This is a genomic window from Candidatus Nitrosacidococcus sp. I8, assembly GCF_945836005.1.
Lineage (GTDB): Bacteria > Pseudomonadota > Gammaproteobacteria > Nitrosococcales > Nitrosococcaceae > Nitrosacidococcus.
Map to the genome: position 1 here is coordinate 453,965 of NZ_OX241534.1, position 21,008 is coordinate 474,972.

General features: G+C 38.1%; 23 protein-coding genes and 2 pseudogenes. 15 read left to right on the plus strand and 10 right to left on the minus strand.

The annotated features are described in order from the left end of the window. Positions 1 to 319 precede the first annotated feature (319 nt). The 5 genes and pseudogenes from OOL07_RS02355 to hsdR all read right to left on the minus strand — a co-directional run bounded on the left by OOL07_RS02355 (position 320) and on the right by hsdR (position 4,390). The gene (locus tag OOL07_RS02355; protein ID WP_264694778.1) at positions 320 to 547 is read right to left on the minus strand and encodes a restriction endonuclease subunit S domain-containing protein; all 228 of its coding nucleotides are present in this window, start codon (positions 545 to 547) and stop codon (positions 320 to 322) included. Next, positions 547 to 1,278 (minus strand): annotated as a pseudogene (locus OOL07_RS02360) (N-6 DNA methylase). Before OOL07_RS02360 ends, OOL07_RS02355 begins: the two are co-directional and overlap by 1 nt. Further along, entirely contained in the window at positions 1,257 to 1,622 is a 366-nt protein-coding gene (locus OOL07_RS02365; protein ID WP_264694779.1) for an HsdM family class I SAM-dependent methyltransferase, read from the minus strand. The pseudogene OOL07_RS02360 and the gene OOL07_RS02365 overlap by 22 nt, the downstream one beginning before the upstream one ends. Positions 1,623 to 1,732: 110 nt before the next feature. Then, complete coding sequence (locus OOL07_RS02370) at positions 1,733 to 1,960, minus strand: hypothetical protein (protein ID WP_264694781.1); 228 nt, start codon at positions 1,958 to 1,960, stop codon at positions 1,733 to 1,735. Between the two features lie 18 nt (positions 1,961 to 1,978). Continuing rightward, positions 1,979 to 4,390, minus strand: a pseudogene (gene hsdR, locus OOL07_RS09250) (EcoAI/FtnUII family type I restriction enzme subunit R). A gap of 158 nt (positions 4,391 to 4,548) precedes the next feature. Here hsdR and OOL07_RS02380 point away from each other — a divergent pair. From OOL07_RS02380 to OOL07_RS02390, 3 genes are read left to right on the plus strand one after another with little or no spacing between them, the layout of a single operon-like run. Then, positions 4,549 to 5,898 (plus strand): alkaline phosphatase family protein, encoded by a 1,350-nt coding sequence (locus tag OOL07_RS02380; RefSeq protein WP_264694782.1) that lies wholly within the window; start codon positions 4,549 to 4,551, stop codon positions 5,896 to 5,898. A gap of 56 nt (positions 5,899 to 5,954) precedes the next feature. Next, positions 5,955 to 6,818, plus strand: a complete 864-nt coding sequence (locus OOL07_RS02385; protein ID WP_264694783.1) for a YcgL domain-containing protein — start codon at positions 5,955 to 5,957, stop codon at positions 6,816 to 6,818. Beyond that, positions 6,819 to 7,037 carry a GDCCVxC domain-containing (seleno)protein gene (locus OOL07_RS02390; RefSeq protein ID WP_264694784.1) on the plus strand — a complete coding sequence of 73 codons (219 nt, stop codon included), beginning with the start codon at positions 6,819 to 6,821 and terminating at the stop codon, positions 7,035 to 7,037. It begins immediately after the preceding gene. Here the strand turns inward: OOL07_RS02390 and OOL07_RS02395 are convergent. The 4 genes from OOL07_RS02395 to OOL07_RS02410 all read right to left on the minus strand — a co-directional run bounded on the left by OOL07_RS02395 (position 7,034) and on the right by OOL07_RS02410 (position 10,300). Then, positions 7,034 to 7,525: a DUF411 domain-containing protein gene (locus OOL07_RS02395; protein ID WP_264694785.1), complete on the minus strand. Its 492-nt coding sequence runs from the start codon at positions 7,523 to 7,525 to the stop codon at positions 7,034 to 7,036. The genes OOL07_RS02390 and OOL07_RS02395 overlap by 4 nt on opposite strands. Positions 7,526 to 7,542: 17 nt before the next feature. Beyond that, positions 7,543 to 8,502 (minus strand): sigma-54 interaction domain-containing protein, encoded by a 960-nt coding sequence (locus OOL07_RS02400; RefSeq protein WP_264694786.1) that lies wholly within the window; start codon positions 8,500 to 8,502, stop codon positions 7,543 to 7,545. A gap of 316 nt (positions 8,503 to 8,818) precedes the next feature. Next, positions 8,819 to 9,355 (minus strand): hypothetical protein, encoded by a 537-nt coding sequence (locus OOL07_RS02405; protein WP_264694787.1) that lies wholly within the window; start codon positions 9,353 to 9,355, stop codon positions 8,819 to 8,821. Between the two features lie 225 nt (positions 9,356 to 9,580). After that, a complete protein-coding gene (locus OOL07_RS02410; protein ID WP_264694788.1) occupies positions 9,581 to 10,300 on the minus strand; it encodes a sulfite exporter TauE/SafE family protein in 720 nt (239 codons plus the stop codon). Positions 10,301 to 10,470: 170 nt separating this feature from the next. Between OOL07_RS02410 and OOL07_RS02415 the strand changes: the two genes are divergently transcribed. Together OOL07_RS02415 and OOL07_RS02420 are read left to right on the plus strand one after the other, a co-directional pair. Next, a complete protein-coding gene (locus OOL07_RS02415) occupies positions 10,471 to 11,313 on the plus strand; it encodes an ATP-binding cassette domain-containing protein (RefSeq protein WP_264694789.1) in 843 nt (280 codons plus the stop codon). After that, positions 11,286 to 12,800 carry an ABC transporter permease/substrate-binding protein gene (locus OOL07_RS02420; protein ID WP_264694790.1) on the plus strand — a complete coding sequence of 505 codons (1,515 nt, stop codon included), beginning with the start codon at positions 11,286 to 11,288 and terminating at the stop codon, positions 12,798 to 12,800. Before OOL07_RS02415 ends, OOL07_RS02420 begins: the two co-directional genes overlap by 28 nt. Before the next feature lie 6 nt (positions 12,801 to 12,806). Here OOL07_RS02420 and OOL07_RS02425 read toward each other — a convergent pair whose 3' ends face one another. Next, entirely contained in the window at positions 12,807 to 13,007 is a 201-nt protein-coding gene (locus tag OOL07_RS02425; protein ID WP_264694791.1) for a hypothetical protein, read from the minus strand. 137 nt (positions 13,008 to 13,144) lie between these two features. Here OOL07_RS02425 and yut point away from each other — a divergent pair, with 137 nt between their 5' ends. Genes yut through OOL07_RS02475 form a run of 10 tightly spaced genes read left to right on the plus strand, consistent with a single transcriptional unit; the run spans position 13,145 to position 20,955 of the window. Continuing rightward, positions 13,145 to 14,140 (plus strand): urea transporter, encoded by a 996-nt coding sequence (gene yut / locus OOL07_RS02430; protein WP_264694792.1) that lies wholly within the window; start codon positions 13,145 to 13,147, stop codon positions 14,138 to 14,140. Further along, positions 14,140 to 14,985: an urease accessory protein UreD gene (locus OOL07_RS02435; RefSeq protein WP_319804020.1), complete on the plus strand. Its 846-nt coding sequence runs from the start codon at positions 14,140 to 14,142 to the stop codon at positions 14,983 to 14,985. The genes yut and OOL07_RS02435 overlap by 1 nt, the downstream gene beginning before the upstream one ends. 13 nt (positions 14,986 to 14,998) lie before the next feature. Then, entirely contained in the window at positions 14,999 to 15,301 is a 303-nt protein-coding gene (ureA, locus tag OOL07_RS02440; protein WP_264694793.1) for an urease subunit gamma, read from the plus strand. A 24-nt stretch (positions 15,302 to 15,325) separates the two neighbouring features. Further along, positions 15,326 to 15,631 (plus strand): urease subunit beta, encoded by a 306-nt coding sequence (locus OOL07_RS02445; protein WP_264694795.1) that lies wholly within the window; start codon positions 15,326 to 15,328, stop codon positions 15,629 to 15,631. Further along, positions 15,628 to 17,331, plus strand: coding sequence for an urease subunit alpha (gene ureC, locus OOL07_RS02450; protein ID WP_264694796.1), 1,704 nt, complete (start codon positions 15,628 to 15,630; stop codon positions 17,329 to 17,331). Before OOL07_RS02445 ends, ureC begins: the two co-directional genes overlap by 4 nt. A 10-nt stretch (positions 17,332 to 17,341) precedes the next feature. Further along, positions 17,342 to 17,836, plus strand: coding sequence for an urease accessory protein UreE (gene ureE / locus OOL07_RS02455; RefSeq protein WP_264694798.1), 495 nt, complete (start codon positions 17,342 to 17,344; stop codon positions 17,834 to 17,836). Continuing rightward, a complete protein-coding gene (locus OOL07_RS02460) occupies positions 17,836 to 18,510 on the plus strand; it encodes an urease accessory protein UreF (protein ID WP_264694800.1) in 675 nt (224 codons plus the stop codon). Before ureE ends, OOL07_RS02460 begins: the two co-directional genes overlap by 1 nt. A 12-nt stretch (positions 18,511 to 18,522) precedes the next feature. Then, positions 18,523 to 19,137 carry an urease accessory protein UreG gene (gene ureG, locus OOL07_RS02465; RefSeq protein ID WP_264694802.1) on the plus strand — a complete coding sequence of 205 codons (615 nt, stop codon included), beginning with the start codon at positions 18,523 to 18,525 and terminating at the stop codon, positions 19,135 to 19,137. Positions 19,138 to 19,149: 12 nt separating this feature from the next. After that, on the plus strand, positions 19,150 to 19,734 hold the full coding sequence (locus OOL07_RS02470) for a HupE/UreJ family protein (protein ID WP_264694804.1): 585 nt from the start codon (positions 19,150 to 19,152) through the stop codon (positions 19,732 to 19,734). Between the two features lie 18 nt (positions 19,735 to 19,752). Then, the gene (locus OOL07_RS02475) at positions 19,753 to 20,955 is read left to right on the plus strand and encodes a hypothetical protein (RefSeq protein ID WP_264694806.1); all 1,203 of its coding nucleotides are present in this window, start codon (positions 19,753 to 19,755) and stop codon (positions 20,953 to 20,955) included. Positions 20,956 to 21,008 lie beyond the last annotated feature (53 nt).

Below are 21,008 nucleotides of genomic sequence, written 5' to 3' on the forward strand. Positions count from 1 at the left end.
CCGCAGTAAGTTTACCTTCAATGGCTTCTTGTAAAATCTGCTGACGTAGTTTTTTAACTAGCGTTTGTTGATGTATGAGTTGGGATTTTAATAATTCTTTAAACTTATAAGTGTTTTTAAGCTTCTTGACCCAAAAATTTTGTAACCCAATATCAAAATAAGGAATTTTATATTCTTTAACCCTTTTTTGATTTATCGATTCTTTAGATGTTCCAGATTTTGTAGCAGCAACTAAATTTGATCGTAAAGAATTAAAAATAAAATGGTAAAAACTTAAATTAAGAGAGTATTTTTCTTTATTTTTAGGAGTGAGTATGTATCAAAGATCGCTAGTGATGAATTTTCCGTTTACATAATGCGTTCGTCCGAGTGATCCAGATGCTGCAGCAGCAAATATTAAAGCCTCACATTCGTGTGAATATTCATTGTGCGTTTTCCATTCCTCTGCTGCTGTTATAAAGTCATATTTACCTGCAATACATTTAGTACTTTGTAATTCACCTTTTTCTATATTAAATAATTCTCCTATTAAAATTGTTTGATGCACTACCCCAGCTCCTTCTTTAATTTTTCTAATAATTCATGACTTTGAGTTAAGGACTGTTGGATCAGGCTTAACAATTCCCCGCTGGTGTGTTGCTGTTCTACTTCCGGTCGGTGAGGATTTTTAATATCTAGGTTATAACCATTGGCTTGGATGGTTTTTATATCCACTTGCCAAGCCTGTTCATTGGCTTGCCGATGATTCCACCAGTGTTTTAGGGGTTCAAATTCTTTGGGCTGAATGGGTTTAGTTTTAGAATAGGCTTTATATCCTTCCGGGAGTGGATGTTCGTAATACCAAATGGTTTGGGTAGGCTCGCCTTTAGTGAAAAAGAGTAAATTGGTGGCTACTGAAGCGTAGGGCTAGAATACGGAATTAGGCAATCGCACGATGGTACGTAAGTTACATTCTTCTAATAATTTTTGACGAATTCGTTGTTTTACCCCATCGCCAGTCAATGATCCATCAGGTAGTACTACTGCAACTCGCCCATGGGGTTTGAGCAAATGAATCATCAGGATTAAAAATAAATCGGCGGATTCTTTGGTGCGATAGGTTTGGGGGAAGTTGTTTTCATTGTTGTTAGATACCACCCCACCAAAAGGAGGATTGGCAAGGATAATATCTACCCGATCTTGATGGCTGTATTCAGCTAGAGGTTGAGATAAAGAGTCTCTAGATTGAATTTGGGGAGCGATGATGTCATGTAAAATTAAATTAGTGTTTGCCAGCATGTAGGGCAGAGGTTTATATTCCCAGCCTTGTATATTCTGCCCGATAGCTTCGTGTTGGATAGGGGTATTGCATTGGGCTTTAGATAGTCAATGGTTGCGGTAAGAAACCCTCCTGTGCCACAAGCAGGATCTAACATCAGCTCGCCATGCTGGGGATTGATTATCTCTACCATAAATTGAGTAATGGCTCGGGGAGTATAAAATTCCCCCAACTGTCCGGTACTTTGTAATTCATTGAGAAAGTTTTCATAGATCTGACCAAAGAGGTGGAGATCTTTGCTGTTGTGAAAGTCAATTTGGTTGAGTTTGTTAATCACTTGGCGGAGATGTATCCCCGATTTCATGTAGTTATAGTTATTGGCAAACACTTCATGCACCAATAGGGCACGGGGGTGAGCCGTGGATAAGTCCAGATTAGCAAGGGTAGGGAACAGTTTTTGATCAATAAATTGAATCAGCGCATCACTGGTAATTCCCTCATCATTGTCTGCCCACTGAATTCAGGAGGAATAGGGGATAAGTAATTATCATCTACTAATTCTAGCTCTTCATCCTTAGCACTGAAGATTTTTAGAAAGAGCATCCAACCTAGTTGGAGGATACGTAGTTCATCGCTACCGGTACCTGTGTCTTGACGCATGATGTCCCGGGCTGATTTTACAATACTGGCAATGTTGGTCATAATTTTTATTGTTTTAAATTAAGCGACTTGATAAAGGGCGTGCTCTAATTGGGCAATAGCTTGTAAGTATTGAGGTTTACCACCAAAAAGATGAATAATCTCCATTGGCGTACCGAGCTGGTTAAATGGATTAATTTTAAGAATTTTCATATCTTCAATGGACTCAATGCCTTCATCGGCATATTTATTTAATAGGGCATCTAGTACTTTTCTGGCTTGCTCCCCGTATTGGGTGAATAAATCTCGTTTTTTTACTTGTTTTGCCCGTTCGGCACGAGTTAAGGGTGGCTGATCAAAAGCGGTATAGCAAATCATATCAAACAGATCCATTTCTTTGCCAATGGCTTCTTTTAAGTTATCTAAAATAATTCCTTGTTCCATGAGTTCATCAATGATGGCTTGTTTTTTATCTACACTGTGCCATTTGGTTAAAAATTGATCTAAAGATGGATAATGTTCCTTGACTTTAGCTTTGGTGTAATCTTTTAAGCTGCCAGTAATGAGTTTGCCATGGGAATCCATATACTGAATCCGTTCATGGAGTACTTGGACATTCACCCCATTGACATAGCATTTACCATAGGTGGCTGGAGAATCGGCAATCTCTCCATCGTTGATGATGGTAGGTTTTTCTGTTTTATCTATTTCATAAAAATTTGAAAACTGAATTTTTACCCCATCTTCATCAAGATCAAGTGCACTATTAGCTATTTCTTGTTCTGGAGTGTCAAACTCATCAGTTTGGTGCATTTCTTTAATCTGCACCGGATCTCCATCAAAATCTGGATCGGCAAATAAATCGGTAACTCGGCGAAAATCTAGAATAGTAAAAAAGGTTTTGCCAAAACCTTCATTAATTCGAGTGCCTCATCCAATAATCTGCTTAAATTCCGTCATGGAGCCAATGTTGCTCTCTAGCACAATGAGTTTACAGGTTTGAGCATCAATACCGGTGGTCATGAGTTTGGAGGTGGTGGCAATTACAGGGTAACGCTCTTCAGGATTAATAAAATTATCTAATTCTCGCTTGCCTTCTTCGTTATCTCCCGTGATTTGCATCACATATTTTGGGTTTTGCACCATAAGATCACTATTTGCGTTGGCTAGAGCAGTCCGCATCCGCCCAGCGTGCTCAATATCTACGCAAAATACAATGGTTTTGGCAAATCGATCTCCAGTTTTTGTGAAGTAGTCAGTGATTTTTTGAGCAATAATTTGGGTGCGTTCATCAATGACAAGGAATCGATCATAATCTTTTAGGTTGTAGATTCGATCTGCTACCAGTTGGTTATTTTTGTCCTTCTTTCCTGCTTCAGGTCGCCAACCATCTAGACCTATATTTAAACCTACTCGTATCACTTTATAAGGTGCTAAAAATCCATCTTGAATTCCTTGTTTGAGTGAATAGGTATAAATAGGATCGCCAAAGTATTCCGTACTAGAGATGGTTTTGGTTTCTTTAGGGGTTGCTGTAAGCCCAATATGAGTAGCAGAGCTGAAATATTCAAGGATTTTTCGCCAAGCACTGTCTTCATCGGCACTTCCCCGATGGCATTCATCAATCACAATGAGATCAAAAAAATGAGGGCTAAATTCACGAAAAGCATCGGTGTTTTCATCATAGCTAGTAAGCCCTTGATAAAGAGCAAGATAAATTTCATAGGATTTATCAATATTTTTATTTTGAATCACAGTCATTTTATCTTTAAAGTGTCGAAAATCTCCTCGTCGTGCTTGATCAATTAAGGCGTGGCGATCGGCTAAAAATAAGATTCGCTTTTTAATGCCAGCTTTCCATAGTCGGTAGATAATTTGAAAAGCAGTATAGGTTTTACCCGTACCAGTTGCCATGGTAAGTAAGATTCGCTGCTGACCTTTAGCAATAGCGGCTACGGTACGATTAATAGCAATTTGCTGATAGTAGCGTGGACTGCGTTTGGTGCCATCAAAGAAGTAATCTTGAGCAATAATATGCTCTTCTTCTAGGGTGGTAATCCTTTGGTAGCGTTGATAACGTTGCCAAAGTTGTTCGGGTGAAGGGAATTGATTTAAAGGAATTTCCCGCTCTATTTGTCCATAGGTTAGAGTTCGATCGTGTTCAAGGAAACTATCCCCATTGCTGCTATATACCATAGGAATATCTAAAATTCTGGCGTAATCTAGCCCTTGCTGAATCCCTGCATTAATAGAATGATTGTTGTTTTTGACTTCAATAATTGCTACTGGGATATTAGGTTTATAGTAAAGAATATAATCAGCTCGTTTTTGTTTGCCCCGGGTAGTTAAATTCCCTTTAACATAAATCCGTCCAGCAGTAAAACCAACTTCTTCCCTAATTTGTTTTTGGCAATCCCAGCCTGCTTGAATCAGTGCAGGCGTAATATATTTAGTGCAAATATCCCGTTCAGATAATTCTTTTTTATTAGTCATAGAGAGTCTAAACTTCTTGGTAAGAATGTAATGAGGCTAAAAATTCTACTTCTTAATTTTCTAAAATAACGGATTGTAAACTATCAAATTATTCAAACAACATACTATATTTATTGATCATATATAAACTATCAAAACCTATTAGATAGGGAGTATTTATGAAAGCTCTTGATCAAATCCAAACCATTATTATTGTGATGATGGAAAACCGCTCCTTTGATAATGTGCTTGGGCATTTGAGTATGCCTTGGTATGGTAATCGAAAAGATATCAATGGGTTAGTACATGCAGAGACAAACCCTAGCTATACAAACTTTTTAGATCACCGAGAATATCGACCTTTCCCTTTACAAGATGGTCCTTTACCTTATGATTTACCCCATAGTAGACCAATGGTATCTACCCAGCTTGCAAAAAAAGGAAATACATTTTCTATGAGCGGTTTTGTGGAGGCTTATTATTTGCAAACAAAAAGCAAAACGATAAATCCTCCTCCAATGGGGTTCCTTTCTCCGATAGATACACCTATGTCTAGTTTTCTTGCTAATCAATATGCAGTATGTGATAACTGGTTTGCTCCAGTGCCTGCCGATACTCAACCTAATCGTTCTGTTGCCTATAGTGGTTATGCTACCGTTGATGATACTAAATCTCGCCCTATTCCTATTGTTCCCGGCAGCTTTATTTTTGATTGGCTCAATGCTCATCATGTTAGCTGGCGTGTTTACCATAGTGGGTTTTCTTTTTTTACGTTATTTGACCGATTTGAGGATGTACTCGGATCAAATTTTCATAGTTTTAAAGATTTACCAGCGGATTGGGTTGAGGAATCTGTAGAGAAAATGCCGCAAGTTGTTTTTATTGAACCATCTTATACAGACTCACCTATTCATTTTGGTTGGATTCCTAATGATAATCACCCCCCTACACCTATAGGACCTGGGGAGCATTTCCTTAGGGAGGTTTATACTGCTTTAACCCATAATCCAGAAAAGTGGCAACGATCTTTGTTAATCGTTGCTTATGACGAACATGGGGGATTTTTTGATCATGTGCCCCCAAATATGATCCCCTCTCCAGTACCTGTTGAATCCCTTTACACTAACGCTTTTGAAAGTACTGGTCCTAGGGTTCCAGCTCTGTTTGTCTCTCCATGGATTCCATCTAATAAGGTCTACAAGGGTTTGATGGATCATACTTCCATATTACAATTCTTATCAGAGAAGTTTGCAGGTACTCCGGACTATAATGATGAGGTGAAGCGGCGTAAGGAATTAGGAATACAGAGTGCATCTCAAGTACTTACTTCAGATATTATTTCTCCGAGAATAGATGTTTCGCTACCACCTCAAGATACAATTCATAAATCATCTTTAATACCATCTATAATTAGTCCTAATACGGATAGCCAACATACTTTTTTCTCAGCAGCTAAAAGATTATTGGATCATGATTATCAGCGAGCAATTAAAAAATTTCCCGGACTCTCTTACTTGAAAAATTTGTAAAATGGTTAATTCTTGAAGTAATTTATCCAAGCATTCATATTTTTTATTAACATTCAATGAAACCAAAAATTTTACTTTGCATTAATTTTGATCAAACCCTGTTACTGGATGCAGAGCTAGAAAAATACCAATCTGCCCATAAATATTTACAGAATTTAGCTCAATATTCAGAAATTTTATTGACATATTTAACTGATCAATCTGTTGGATTAATTCAAAGTACCCTTGAAGATCATCAGATTCCTACACCTAATTTTTTGATTCAAAGCGAAAAATTAGAAATTTGCGAGATTGAAGATAAACATTGGAATCTAGTACAGGATTGGGGAAGTACGAAAGAAGTTAATAAAGTAACGGCTATACAATACTTGATAGAAAAAAACAGTCTTGATAAATATCAGGTGGTTTTTGTAGGTGGAGAGGAGAAAGATTTAGCTCTATTTACTCATTTTAAGAGTGTACTTGTTCGTAACGCTGATCTAGAGCTTCAGCAAGAAGTTTTAGATTCTTTGCCTCAAGGGGCGGAAGAAAACTTTTATATTGCTTGGGGTAGTTTTCTAGGATTAGATGGGAATTATAGTGCCGCTATTCTTGAAGGATTAGCCTATTTTTTTCCGCACACTAGGGCATGGATGGAAGTAGATCCAGAATCTTATCAAGATGGTGTGGCTTTACAAGCTTGTGCTATTTATCGCAGTTATAAGAAAGAGGGCAGTTATTTATATATAAAAAAGAAAGAGGATTTTTCTCAAGTACCAGAAAAATTAATGGAAATATTAGGGAAACTAAATTTTGTAATGGAGTTAGAACTACACCCTAATATTCCCTTAGCCCAAGGTAATCCTCAAGAGATTATCAATATCATTCGAGAGAAGGGATATTTCCTACAGATTCCTCAAAGTGAGTATCGAACTTCGTAGATGGAAATAGCAGATAAATCTACCATTATTTGTCCCCATTGTAGGCATCAGAAGACAGAAACCATGCCGACTAATGCCTGTTTATATTTCTATACTTGTGAAAAATGCAAGATTAGTTTAAAACCAAAATCAGAGGATTGTTGTGTATTTTGCAGTTATGGAGATATACCTTGCCCGCCTATTCAAAAAAAGCAGGCATCAAATCCTGCAAGCTTTTAATATTTTAAGTATTCGCTAAAAGTTTGAGTGGTACCGTCTTTATTGATCTGTAGTACTTTAAAAGGATCTTTTCTGTTACCCATTTCCATTCCGGGAGTACCAGTAGGCATTCTAGGTACGGTAAGACCGATAACACCTTCTGGTTTATCTATGAGTAATTTCTTAATATCATCAGCAGGTACATGACCTTCTATAGCATAACCTTCAACAATAGCAGTGTGACAAGAGGCTAGTTCTGGAGCAATATTCTGCTCCTGCTTAATGGCTTGAACATTATTGGTTTTAATTTCTTTTACAGTGAAGTTATTTTTTTCTAAATGCTTAATCCACTCTTCACAGCAACCACAACCTGGATCTCGATATACCGTGATATTAGATGGACCAAAGTAATCTACTTTTGATTTATCCCAAATACTATCTTTCCCATGAGCAGTGATAGCTAATGTAAACAGTAATATACTTAAACTGAGTTGATTAATTAATCCCATTAAATTGTTCCTCACTTTTAAATATCAATGGCATGTTTTTGCATTCGATAACATAAAGTATCTCTGCTTATTCCTAAAAGCCTTGCTGCTTTAGATCGATTACCTTGTGCTCTAGCAATGGCTTGATGAATTAGTTCAATTTCCACCTGATCTAAAGCTAACCCATTTTCTGGTAAGGTGATAATTGGGGCTTTTGTGGTGATAGAAGAATCTTTTCCTTGCATTTCAAAAGGTAGATTTTGCGGTTCAATTATCTTACCCGGTAGTAATACGACTATCCGTTCACAAAAATTTCGTAATTCTCGAATATTACCCGGCCAGTGATAGCTATTTAAAATACTTAAAGCAGTTTTGCTAAATTGAGGAGAGGCTAATTTATATTGCCTAGAAAAAAAATTACAAAAATGATGAATTAAAGGATTAATATCTTCTTTTCGTTCTCGCAAAGGAGGTATTGCTAAAGGTACCACATGAAGACGATAGTAGAGATCTTTGCGAAAACGCCCTTCCTCTACCCATTGATGTAGATCACAGTTTGTAGCTGCAATAATTCGCACATTACAATGGTGGGTATGAGTTTCTCCAATAGCCTGACATTCTCCAGATTCTAAAAAACGAAGTAATTTTGCTTGGATAGCAGGAGAGAGTTCATTGACTTCATCAAGGAATACCGTACCTCCTTCACTAGCACGTAAGCGTCCTAGATGATCATGAGTTGCTCCAGAAAATGCACCACGACGGTGACCAAAGAGTTCAGATTCAGCAAGCTCATCTGGCAGGGCTGCACAGTTAATTGCAGTAAAAACTTTATGGAATCGGTGGCTTTCAACATGAATAGCTTTGGCCATTAGCTCCTTACCGGTGCCAGTCTCTCCAATGATTAAAGCGGTAACATCTGTGGTAGCTACCATTTGTGTGCTACGTATTAATGCTTCAAAAGCAGGTGCACTGCCTATGAGCGCCTTAAACCCATTCATTTGACTACCTTTTTGTCTAGTAAAGTTAAACTACTCACTATTTTAATTATATACTAGTACAGTTTTTTAGATAGGATGGGTGAGTGAAAGTATTTTTTTTAGGAAAAACCGAAAGTTTATAGAATTTATTTTGGTTAGTAAAATAAAGAGTAGAGATAAATATTTCCTAAAGTTTCTTGTGCTAGCTTGTAATTTAGAGAAGCTAAGTGAACTATTGATTTTTATAGTTAGTTACTAGCGAGATCAAAATTAATTCTATTGGTAAGTATGGCTAGCATAACTTTTCTATGCTAGCCATATTTTTTGATTTAACTCATTAAAAATTGCACTGATTACCCAAAGTTTTACGCACTAAGTAAATTCCATCTAAATGAAAGGTATCGGTTACCCCACCTCCATCTACCTTTAAGGTTTTTCCTTGTTGTTTTTCGATTTGTCTTATTAAATCTTCAGGCCAATAAGAATCCATGCCCCCAACCAATTTACCTTTATGAGCTACTTTCGCTGGATCTAATTGAAGAATCATTCTCTCAAGATTGCCCCTATCAATTCGATAGTTAAAGTAGTGAACATCATGGAATTTATCTGTTCCTGGGATCATCTCTAACGATTTAAAAAATCCTTTTTGCTCTATCTCAGATTCGGTTTGATTCCAAGGCTGCTTAAAATATACGTCTAGTGCTAAGGCATTAGCATTACAGTGGAATAAAAACTGATACTCCTTATTTATACTTTCACCTAATACGGCAAGTTTGCTTCCGTCAGCAGTTTCAGCAGTAGGATTTTTAACTTCCCAAGCATAGCTATAAGTACTTACTAGGAAACAACATAGGCTCATTAATATTTTTTTCATTTATTTACTCCTAGTCATAATATAGACATCATTATTAAATTTATATAGAGTGCTATTTTTGGATAAAGGAATCAGTATAACATTTTATTTTTAAATAAAATTATAATAAAAATGATACCTTATTAGATTATAAGGTGTCTTAATTTAAAGAAGAATAGAGTAAAAGAGCTTATAAATTAAAAGAGGTTAAGAGCCAAATAATACGTTATTGGTCTTATCAAAAATTCAAGATGGGGGAATAGCAAGTAAGTTAATTACCGCCATAGCTATCATTAATAGTCCAGCCACATGGCGTAGATGTTTTAATTTGGCAAGATAGGTCATCCAAAGAGTAAAAATTCCAATACTCATGACAGTAGGTAGGGTTCCCATCCCAAAGGCAAGCATGGTCAGTGCACTTCGTGAACCGCTACCTGTAGTTGCGGCAACTGCCACAGCATTATAAACAAGTCCGCAAGGTAACCAGCCCCAGATTGTACCAAAGATAAACGCTTGCTTTAGGCTGCGTACTGGAATTAAGCGTCTTCCTAAAGGTTCTAATTTACGCCAAAGGGGTACTCCTAGTCGATCTACTTTGGCAAACCGTGGGAACCAGCCAGCGATATAAAGCCCTGTACCTAGCATAATTAATGAAGAAATTCCTTGTAGCACGCTATGGCCAGAGATACCGATTAACACTACCATATCATGACTAATTACACCTAAAAATCGAACCAATAAACCTGTAATGAGTCCCATGGTAGTGTAACTAGTAATTCGACCTAGGTTATAAGCAAAAATAAAAGGAATAAGGCGTTTTTTATTTTCCCGTACTTCCTTAGGAAGGCTTAAGGTTAGCGTACCTATAATTGCCCCACACATGGCAACGCAGTGAAGGGCACTGAGTAGCCCTAAGAAAAATGCAAAAAGAAAAGAAGTACCAAAAAGTGGGTTAAGTAAACTCACAGAAGTTTATAAGCTAGTAAAGTAAATAAATAGTTTTTTGTTTATATTTTAAAAGTATATAAAAGTTTAATAAGCTAATTACTCGTGTTTTTCTATAGCTATTTGTTATCTGTTAAGTTAATAAATAAAAATTTATTCTAAAACAATCTTCAGCTCTATACTAACTATTCGTGACTTCCAGAAAAAAGAGGATAAAAGAAGATAAAGCAATTGTAATTTTAGAGAATGTCTCTAAATCCTATAGTACTACAGCTGGAATACAACATACCTCTCTAAATATCTCTCAAGGGCAAATTACAGCTTTAATTGGTCCTAGTGGGTGTGGAAAATCCACTTTATTACGATTAATAGTTGGATTAATTACTCCAGATTCAGGGTGTATTTATTTTGAAGGTACTCAACTTACCCCAGAGAATATTTTAGCTCAGCGACAAAAAATGGGCTATGTGATTCAAGAAGGAGGGCTATTTCCTCACTATACAGCCCAAGAAAACATTGCACTGGTAGCAAATTATTTAAATTGGGATCAAAATAAGATAGATCAAAGACTAAGAGAACTTGTTGCACTTGCCCGATTTCCTGAAGATGCCTTAAAGCGATATCCTGTCCAACTCTCTGGGGGACAACGTCAACGAGTCGCATTGATGCGTGCTTTAATGTTAAACCCAGACTTATTACTGTTAGATGAACCTTTAGGTGCATTAGATCCATTAAACCGCTATGAAATGCAAGCTGAACTAAGAGAAATTTTTCAGTCCCTGCATAAAACAGTCATTCTTGTCACCCATGATATTGGGGAAGCTGCTTATTTTAGCGATCATATTCTCCTTTTAAGAGATGGAAAAATTATCCAAGAGGGTACAGTAATAGATTTCCTTGAAAACCCTGCTGATCCTTTCGTAAAACAATTTATCGAAGCGCAGCGATGTCCATTAGATTCTCATTCAAGCCACAACTGCTCATCTTCCTACTTTGGTATACAGCAATGCCCACTAAAAGATTACCATCCATAATTAAGGGTAGAAAATGGTCTAGAGTAGGGTGGGTTTTAATATTATGGATAGGTTTCTCTATTAGCTTTGCCGAGACTACGGTAACAGTAGGGGCAAAAAAATTTACAGAATCTATTGTCCTGGCCAATCTAGCCGCTCAATGGTTAAAAAATCAAGGAGTAAATACCCAGCTTAAAAAGTTAGGAGGATCCCAGGTGCTTTGGCGTGGGCTGCTAAATGGGGATATTGATATTTACCCAGATTATACTGGTACCTTAATCCACGAAATTTTTGCACAACAACATATCCAAGAAGGTGAGTTAGAGCAAATACTTGCGGAAAAAGGAGTTGGAATTACCAAACCTCTTGGATTTGATAATGCCTATGCACTAGGCATGGTGGGTAAAGCTGCAGAAGATCTTAATATTCGAAATATTTCCGATTTAATTCAGCACCCGGAGCTTACTTTAGGCTTCAGTAGTGAATTTATGGCAAGGGAAGATGGCTGGCCAAGGCTACAAACCTATTATCATTTACCTCAACAAAATGTTCGTGGCCTAGATCATGATCTTGCCTATCGAGCGCTGGATCAAAATGTCCTACAGGTTATTGATATATATGCTACAGATGCAGAGATCCAACACTATAAATTAGAAGTGTTAAATGATGATCTACACTATTTCCCCCATTATAAGGCTGTTTTTTTATATCGTTTAACACTGATTAAGCAATCACCTAAAATCGTTCATAGCTTAGAGCAGCTTACTGGAAAAATTAGCCAGCAGGCTATGATTGATATGAATAGTCAAGTAGAGCTAAATCATATTTCTGATTCTCAAGTAGCCGTTAATTTTTTAAAAAATAATTTTGGTACAGGAAATTATCAAATTACTCAGTCTACTTTTTGGCAACGGTTATATAACCGAACTTATGAACACTTAGTGTTAGTAGGAATTTCCTTAGGGGCAGCAATTATTGTGGCTATTCCTTTAGGAATCTTTGCAGCTTATCGCCCTAAGTTCGGGCATATTATCATAGGAATAGCTGGAATTATTCAAACTATTCCAGCACTGGCTATGCTTGTTGTCATGATACCTTTAGTTGGCGTAGGTGGACCACCGGCAATGATTGTTTTATTTTTATATAGTCTATTACCTATTCTCCGCAATACCCATACAGGACTGAAGAGTATTCCATTGCAAATTATAGAATCTGCTCAAGCATTAGGTCTGCCATCTAAAGCAAGATTACGCTTAGTAGAGCTGCCTATGGCAGCCCGTACTATTCTTGCAGGAATTAAAACATCAGCGGTCATTAATGTAGGTACTGCGACCCTAGGGGCATTAATTGGGGCAGGAGGTTATGGACAGCCTATCTTAACTGGGATTCGCCTTGATGATACTGGGCTTATCCTAGAAGGGGCGATTCCTTCAGCAATCCTCGCTTTATTAGTACAAGGGCTATTTACCTGGGCCGAACATCATATCGTATCTGATGGATTGTCTTGATTAAGCTTATGACTTAAACATAGCCGCATCAATAACAGACCAGATATGAATAATCCAGCCGAGCATAAAAAACCATAAAATTGCACATAACACAAACATAATAATTGCTTTTAGCAAACGTGCTTGTAATAACTGTCCAAGTCCTGGCACAACTAAACTACATAAAGCTGCAATTACATTTCCGGCACTACCTTGTCCTGTACTCATCTTAATTTATCCTCACTTTATATTAATAAATTTAAAACTACCTTCTATGTTTATTATTTAGCAATTTGCTTCTATTCTACTTTAACAAGCGTATTGTTATAAACTTATCACTCTTTAGATTTTCAACATATTTATTCATGCCTTTATCTTCTAGCCCAATTGTACAAACTATAGGTATTTTACTTCGTGGTATTAGCCAAGTAGTGCTACAAAATAACCCTGTATCCGGTTTAATGATTTTAGTTGGCTTATTTATTGCTTCTAAAATAGCAGGGATAGCTACTGTAGTTGGGGTTATAATAAGCACCCTTACTGCGGTATTACTCAAAGTAGATAAATCATTTATTCAAAATGGCTTATTTGGCTTTAATGGGGTACTAGCTGGGATTGGAATAAGTAGCTATGCCAGCAGCCACCATCTGTTAATGGATCATACCCTATGGCTGCATATTATTATTGCCACGAGTTTATCTACGTTAGTGATGGTTAGATTAAGTCGATTTTTTACCCCATGGAATTTACCAGCACTGACTATGCCTTTTATTTTATGTACTTGGTTATTTGTAAGCGTAATAGGAAATATCAATTCATTAAATCCTATAGCTGCCCCCTCTTATCATTCTATTAGTGAGGCAAGTTACACTATAAAAACTTGGTATATTGGTGTTAGTAAAGGGTTTAGCGAGATTTTTCTACAGGATAGTACAATCGCAGGTTATCTTATCTTGTTAGGAATTCTAATTAATTCTCGCATTAATGCAATCCTAGCTCTTGCCAGTGCTTTGCTTTCCATAGCAACTGGAATAGTGTTTGGTGTGAGTGAGGAGAGTATTCAGCTAGGATTACATAGCTACAATCCAATTTTAACCAGTATTGCTCTAGGGGGCTTATTTATTCATTTAACCAAATTTAGTTTTATTTATACCCTTTTAGGTACCATAATAACTACTTGGATCAGCTTTGCTTTGAACATTATTTTACAGCATTTAGGGTTACCTATTTATACGCTTCCCTTTGTAATTGTTACATGGCTTATGCTGCTTGTTGCTATGGATGTAAAGAGTTTAAAATACATTTCCCCTTCAGAGGCTACTACGCCAGAAGAGAATCTAAATCGACATGATGATTTGTAGTGAATAGGCAAATAAAAAACACTACGCCTTATCCATTTTCTTGGTCTGCCCAAATAGAATTGGGCTACCAGTGGATCAATAATCGTACCGTTCCTACACTTCGTCGCCATCATGGCCCACTTAGAGTACAAAAACATCTCTACCCTGAAGGTCCAGAGGTATGCCAACATATTCTACTTCATCCCCCTGGAGGCATTGCTGGCGGAGATGCCCTGAATATGCATATATCTGCAGGAAGAAATACTTCTGTACAAATTACTAACCCAGGGGCTACTCGGTGGTATCACTCTTCCCATCCTTCTTATCAAAACACAAAACTCTATATCGAAGATAATGCGACTTTAGAATGGTTACCTCAAGAATCTATTTTTTTCTCAGGATGCCGTGCCTATTTAGATACAATAGTTGAGTTGGGTATAAATTCAAAGTTTATTACTTGGGATATTTTTGCACTTGGTCGCCCTGGTAGTAACGAGTTTTTCACTCAAGGAGAAATTCGTCAGCGATTTCAAATACGTTTTCAACAACAATTGCTTTGGAGTGAGCGTATGAAGTTTTTAGGCAATAGCTTATTACTTCACTCTCCAGTAGGGTTAGCAGGTAATCCTATTGCAGGTACTTTACTTGCAACAGGAACAGTAAGTGCTAAAATTTTGGAAGTATGCCGAAATCTCCCTATTGAGGGCTATGGTGGGATTACCCAACTTCCAATAGGCTTGGTCGTTGCTCGTTTTCTTGGCCAGGAAACGGAATCGGCTCGACATTGGTTTATTGCTCTATGGGAAATATTACGCCCAGAACTAATTGGGCGCTCAGTTTGTTTTCCTCGAATTTGGAATACTTAAAAAAGGAATAGCGATGGAGCTTAATGCGCGGGAAAAAGATAAGTTACTAATTTTTACTGCAGGACTTGTAGCAGAACGGCGACGTGCTCGTGGGTTAAAACTAAATTATCCCGAGGCAATTGCCTATATTTCTGCAGCAATATTAGAAAAAGCTCGAGATGGAGCCAGTGTTGCAGAATTAATGCACTATGGCACCACACTACTTACCCGGGATGATGTCATGGAGGGAGTACCAGAAATGATACCTGATGTTCAGGTAGAGGCATTATTTCCTGATGGTACTAAGTTAGTGACTGTACATCATCCAATTAATTAAAATAAGTAATAATTAGGAGTATAGATGATTCCCGGAGAGATTAAAGTTGAAAAAGGGGAAATAGAGCTTAATGTAGGTTGTCGCACCCTAACTATTAAAGTAATTAACGCAGGAGATCGACCTATCCAAGTAGGATCTCACTATCATTTTTATGAAGCAAATAGCGCACTGTCTTTCGATAGGGAGCGAGCCCGAGGAATGAAACTCAATATTCCTTCAGGCAATGCAGTACGGTTTGAACCCGGACAAAGTCGTACTGTTGAATTAGTGGAATTCGTAGGACGACGACATGTCTACGGTTTTAATGGCCAGATTATGGGACCATTATGAAAAAATTATCCCGCCAAGCTTATGCTGATCTTTATGGTCCTACCGTAGGGGATCGAGTGCGCCTTGCAGATACTCATTTATGGATTGAAATTGAAAAAGATTTTACTACCTATGGAGATGAAGTAGAGTTCGGAGGAGGAAAATCCATTCGAGATGGGATGGCACAAAGCCAACTGCCTACCGCTGAAGTTATGGATACAGTCATCATCAATGTAATTATTATTGATTACTGGGGAATCATTAAAGCAGATGTAGGAATTAAAGATGGACGAATTGCGGGCATCGGTGCTTCAGGAAATCCTGATACTCAAGCCAATGTAGATTTACCTATTGGTGCAGCTACTGAGGTAATTTCTGGAACTGGCATGATTTTAACTGCTGGCGGTATCGATACCCATATTCATTTTATTTGCCCACAGCAAATTGAAGAAGCATTGAATTCCGGAATCACTACCATGATTGGTGGGGGTACAGGTCCTGCCACAGGTACTCTTGCTACCACATGTACTCCCGGACCTTGGCATATTAAACGGATGCTCCAAGCTGCTGATTCTTTCCCTATGAATTTAGGATTTACTGGTAAAGGTAATGTAAGCTTACCCCTTCCTATTGAAGAGCAAATTCGAGCAGGTGCCTTTGGGCTTAAGCTCCATGAAGATTGGGGCAGTACCCCTGCAGCGATTGATAATTGCTTAAGTGTAGCGGATCGATTTGATGTACAAGTTGCTATTCATACCGATACTTTAAATGAATCAGGTTTTCTTGAAGCGACTTTAGGGGCTTTTAAAGACCGTACCATTCATACGTATCATACGGAAGGGGCAGGTGGTGGTCATGCTCCTGATATCATTAAAGCTTGCGGACAGCCTAATGTATTACCTGCATCCACTAACCCAACGGTACCTTTTACGGTGAATACCTTAGATGAGCATTTGGATATGTTGATGGTTTGCCATCATTTAAATCCTGCCATTGCAGAAGATGTTGCCTTTGCAGAAAGTAGAATTCGTCAGGAGACTATTGCAGCAGAAGGTATCCTCCATGATATGGGGGCATTAAGTATGTACTCTTCTGATTCCCAAGCTATGGGTAGAGTAGGGGAAGTGATTTTACGTACTTGGCAAAACGCTTCTGTGATGAAACATGAACGAGGAGCACTACCAGAGGATAGTGCTAGAAACGATAATTTTCGAGTAAAAAGATATATTGCTAAATATACTATTAATTCTGCCATTACTTGGGGTGTTTCCCATGAAATTGGTTCTATCGAAAAAGGTAAATGGGCAGATTTAGTCTTATGGAGACCTGCTTTCTTTGGGGTAAAACCTAGCTTGATTATTAAAGGCGGTGTGATTACTTCTGCCCCTATGGGAGATCCTAATGCCTCAATTCCTACCCCACAACCTGTGCATTATCGGCCCATGTTTGGCAGCTATGGTAGTAGCTGCACTGCCAATAGTTTTATTTTTGTTTCCCAAGCAGCTTTGGAGGAAGATGTTGGAATACGCTATGGTTTAAAAAAACCTTTAATTGCAGTACGAAATACTCGTAATTTACGGAAGAAAGATATGATTCATAACAACGCTACCCCTCATATTGAAGTAGATCCTCAAAATTATCAGGTCCATGCCGATGAGCAACTACTTTGGTATGAACCAGTAGACATATTGCCTATGGCACAGCGTTATTTTTTATTTTAGATAAATGCTTATGTTACTATTCGATCAACATCTCTCTTCAGAAACACCAGCTACCCTAGAGATAGCGTTTACCTTTGAAGAACGGGAACGAAGTCAATTACGCTTTCATTTACCAGATGGTCAAGAAGCAGCTTTTCGTATTGAACGAGGCACTACTCTTACCGTAGGGGATAAACTAGGTACTACCGATGGTTTAGTATTAGAAATACAGGCTAAACCCGAAGATCTTATGGAGGTACAAGCACAACACCCCCTAGATTTAATTAGAGCAGCTTATCATCTAGGCAATCGCCATGTTCGGCTTCAAATCGGTGAAGGGTGGTTACGACTACCTTCTGATTATGTACTTGAAGAAATGCTGATTCACATTGGGGTAAGCGTAACTAAAGTGATTGCTCCTTATCAGCCGGAAGCTGGGGCTTACGGAGGAGGACACCATCACAGTCATCGAGATCAAGGTGAATTTCACTATGAAGCTAAATTACATCACTTTCATGATCATTAATGAATAGGGCTTGGTCCCTATTGCGGTTAGCAAGCCCTCAACTTCCCATTGGGGCTTATAGCTATTCTCAAGGCTTAGAAAGTGCCATTGAGCAAGATATTGTCCACGATGCTCAAAGTGCTAAGGTTTGGATCTCTGATCAGTTAGCCTTAAATATCTCCTGCTTTGAAGCTCCCTTGTTATTTCGAATACTTACTGCTATTGCGAATAACAAATGGGAAGAATTAACTCAATGGGAAGTAGAGTATAAAGCAAGCCGAGAAACAGCAGAACTCTATGGAGAATCCCAGCAACTTGGCTTTTCTCTAACTCAGTTAATTAAACAATTACCTGGGTTCAATAAAGAGCTAGAGCAAAAAATTTTGGATGCTAAAGATCCCAGCTTCTTTCTTTCTTGGTCAGTCGCAACGTACGCTTGGAGCTTATCCCCTGAAGATGGACTTGCTGCTTGGTTATGGAGTTGGTTAGAAAATCAACTGATTGTACTGATGAAAGCACTACCTCTAGGTCAGCAAGCTTCTCAAAACTTACTCTCTCAGTTATTACCAGCACTTGATCAAGCTTATCACCATGCAATGATCTGCACGGATAATGAGCTGGCAAATGGTGCTTGGGGACTAGCTATTGCCTCAATGAATCATGAAACTCAATATAGCCGATTATTTCGCTCTTAGGAGAATCAAAAAGTGAGTAAACAACCATTACGAGTAGGGATTGGTGGTCCAGTTGGTTCTGGAAAAACTGCCCTAACTCTTGCTTTATGCCGTGCATTACATGATCGATATAGCCTTGCAGTAGTCACCAATGATATTTACACCAAAGAAGATGCACAATTTTTAGTGCATCATAATGCTTTAAGCCCAGATCGGATTATGGGGGTAGAAACAGGAGGATGCCCACATACTGCAATTCGAGAAGATGCTTCTGCCAATCTTGAGGCAGTTTCTCAGCTAAATCAGCGTTTCTCTGATTTGGATCTAATCTTTGTGGAATCAGGCGGAGATAACCTAGCTGCTACATTTAGCCCAGAGCTTTCTGATCTTACTATCTATGTGATAGATGTGGCTGCAGGAGAGAAAATTCCCCGTAAAGGAGGGCCCGGAATTTGTAAATCTGATTTACTGGTTATCAATAAAATTGATCTTGCCCTCTTAGTAGGAGCTTCTTTAGAAGTGATGGATCGGGATGCTAAAAAGATGCGAGGAGAGCGGCCTTTTATCTTTAGTAATTTAAAATCAGAACAAGGACTTGCTGAAATCATCCAATTTATTGAACACCAAGGGTTATTAAAAATAAACTAGAGAGAATTAACAATGAATATCAATTATCTATTTAATTTCTTAGGGCTATTATTGTTTTCTAGTATAGTTTTGGCCCATCCTGGGCATACTAATCATGAATTTATGGGATTTTCCCATGGTTTTTTGCATCCTTTTACCGGTTTTGATCATCTCATGGCGATGCTTGCTATAGGCCTTTGGGCAGCACAGCAGCAAGGGAAAACTCGATTAGCTATCCCAGTTACTTTTGTAGCCGCTATGTTAGTAGGAGGATTACTCGGAATTTACTTCAATACCACTTTACCATTTATTGAAAATGCCATTGCCGTATCTGTACTTGCTCTAGGATTATTCGTTGCCCTTGCTATACGATTACCTTTATTTTTCTCCATAGGAATTACCGCATTATTTGCCATTAATCATGGCTATGCCCATGGCATAGAAATTCCCACTTTGGACAATCCAATCGGATTTGCCTTGGGTTTTGTTCTAGCTACTACTCTACTTCATGGTTTAGGCTATGGACTAGCCTATTTTATGCCGACTCGTTTTGCAGCACTGACACGAATTTTAGGTGTATTTTCTGTAGGTGCCGGATTGTGGCTATTGACCACCTAATATAATTCGTTTTTAACAATGATTTTTAATGGCAGCGTTTGCTGCCATCATACCTTATTATTCTTTTTTATCTTATTTTTTCTGGGCGTTTCTGAGCTTGGGTGGGCATTTCCCGGCTTAGATGGGTTTCATTATGAATATGATAAATATCGGAATATCAGTATAGGAGGGGGAGTAAAAACTCGTTTTAAGGACATTAGCGATCTTCCTCAAAGCCAATGGTCACCTAGTGCAAAAATGAACAATTGGCGTATTTATGTCAATGGACAGCTACATAAATATATCAAATTTGAATTTAATACTGAATGCGCTAGTTGCGCCCTAAGTGCAGATATTCAAGTATTAGACGGTATTTTAAAATTTGAAGTCAGTAGTGCCTTTAATGTTTGGTTAGGGCGAATGATTACGCCAGCTGATCGGGGTGAGTTAGCGGGACCTTTTTTTCAAAGTATCTATGAATTTGAACGAATTGCTTTTTATCCTTCTGATTTTTCTACCGAACATCGGATAGATGGGCGGTTTGCTCGGGATACGGGGATGAATATTTGGGGGTCAGCAAGTCCAGAGAATAGATTTACTTATATTTTTGGATTATTTCGGGGTCTTGCTCTTCAAGATATGGGCACCAGTCCGTTAGTTGCAGCACGAGTGGGCTATAATTTTTGGAATGTGGAGCAAAACCCCGGAGATTATCTTAGTAGTACCTACTATGGTACACAAGGAGATATTCTTACTGTAGGCAGCTCCTTTCAATATCAGGTCCACGGGGCAGGTACCGCACAAAGTCCTACAAATTTCTTAGGGATGGATGTGGATATTCTGTTAGAAAAAGTATTACCTAGTAAAAGTGTATTTACTTTCAGCGGAGAATATAAATATTTTGCTCCAGGATTGACTCCTACAGCACTTGCTGATCCTACCTGTTTTTGCACTTTTGAAGGGAACGCCTATACTGCCTCTGCTCTTTATCTTTTCCCAGAAAAAGTGCTGATTGGTCAATTTCAACCCTATGTACGATGGACTGATAATATTCCTTTTAATAGTTCAAATCGAGATGAAATTGAAGCAGGAGTCAATTATGTGATTGATGGTCATGATGCCCGCATTTCTCTTTTTTATCAGTACGGTGATATTAATACCAAGGGAAGAGTTTGGGTGCCTGGAGTTTCTGGTCCTAAAGTTAGTGCAATAGGGCTAGGGGTCCAATTCCAATTTCGCTAATCAGTATATCTATATACTGATTTTCCATTTTTCATTAAAAAAATTAAATAATT